The sequence below is a fragment of the Paenibacillus sp. 598K genome (assembly GCF_003851045.1).
GTDB lineage: Bacteria > Bacillota > Bacilli > Paenibacillales > Paenibacillaceae > Paenibacillus_D.
In genome coordinates this window covers 525-1,165 of record NZ_BFBX01000199.1, presented here as the reverse complement: position 1 = coordinate 1,165, position 641 = coordinate 525, and the positions used below count along the sequence as shown (strand labels likewise).

Below are 641 nucleotides of genomic sequence, written 5' to 3'. Positions count from 1 at the left end.
CTAGTACTCCGTACCGTCTAAATTACAGGGTATAATCTTTTGAGCCTGATCCGAGCGTCTTCAGTTGTGAATTGCCAATCCACAGTCGAACTTGCAGCGTTTCGATCGGCTTGCCAAGCCGCTACGCGCGCGATCATTTCTTCTTTGGTGGCCACATAATCAGATAGCGCCTGCCGGCTCAATACGCCAATCTCGATTTCAGCCATGTTGAGCCAACTGCCATGCTTTGGCGTGTGATGGATTTCCAACTTGTCGGCCAGTCGTTTTGCTTCTGCCGGTTCAAAAGCTTCGTATAGCGAGCCGATGCTATGGGTATTCAGATTATCCATGACCAAGACGATCTGATCGGCATGTGGATAGTGGGTGTCTACCAGTTCCTTGATGCAAGCGGCAAAATCAACCCGTGCCCGCTGATCCGTTACGCAAACATGACGCCTTGCTTCCAGCGGTGCGAACATCATGAACAGATTGACCACGCCATTGCGTTTGTATTCATAGTCCACACGCTTTGGCTCACCGGGCTTGGCCGGAATGGAAGGCCGCGTTTCCAGCGTCAACTGTCGATTCGTTTCATCCAAGCAAACCAAGGGACGCTTGGGATCCTGCGGACGTTGGTAGACGTCCAGCACGTCCTCCATACG

1 protein-coding gene is annotated in these 641 nt (G+C 52.1%); it reads right to left on the bottom strand.

The genetic code is table 11. The annotated features are described in order from the left end of the window. Nucleotides 1-17: 17 nt before the first annotated feature. Nucleotides 18-641 (bottom strand): IS630 family transposase (locus tag PA598K_RS34300; RefSeq protein WP_128661205.1); only part of this gene is annotated, 624 nt, incomplete at its 5' end.